This window comes from Mycobacterium sp. IS-2888, from assembly GCF_001954215.1.
GTDB lineage: Bacteria > Actinomycetota > Actinomycetes > Mycobacteriales > Mycobacteriaceae > Mycobacterium.
In genome coordinates this window covers 1-620 of the sequence record NZ_MBET01000079.1, presented here as the reverse complement: position 1 = coordinate 620, position 620 = coordinate 1, and the positions used below count along the sequence as shown (strand labels likewise).

At 69.5% G+C, this 620-nt stretch carries 1 protein-coding gene; it reads right to left on the bottom strand.

Annotated features, from left to right (window positions below):
• Positions 1 to 620: lytic transglycosylase domain-containing protein (locus tag A5745_RS15645; RefSeq protein WP_175879834.1), on the bottom strand; the 620-nt coding region annotated here is incomplete at both ends.

Genomic DNA, 620 nt, shown 5'->3' with positions numbered 1-620 from the left:
GAGTTTTGCGGGCCGATGCAGATCAGCGTGCAGCCGGGCTGTCGCGTCTGCGCCGGTGCTCCGGTGTTGGGCGACTGCCACGGGAACATCGGTGGCTGGCCGAGAGGCTGCTGCGGGCCGAAGTCGATCAGCGGCATCCGCGCCAGCGGATCGTCAATGGGCAGGCCATTGATGTTCATCGGCAGGTTGGGGCCCAGGCCCTCGGGATGCTCATCGTGCGCGTCGCCGAGCGGCGGCGGCGGCCCGGTGATCGGCGGCAGGTCGACCGGGACGACGCCGGTCGCGTACGCGGCCGCCCATCCCAGCACGTTCTGGGCGTACGGCATCGAGTTGTTGTAGCGCAGGATCGCGGACATCACTTGTGCCGGGTCGCGCAGGTTGAGCCCGCCGCTGCACAGGTAGCGGGCGGCCGCGAGCGTGGCGTCGAACAGGTTTTGTGGATCGGCGGTGCCGTCGCCCTTGCCGTCCGAGGCGTAGCGCGCCCACGTCCCGGGCAAGAACTGCATGGGTCCCATCGCGCGGGCGTAGCTGGGGCGGTTGCCGACGCTGCTCTGCAGGATGACCTCGTTGCCGGGCAGCGTGCCATCAAGAGCGGGTCCATATATCGGAACGACCGCGGT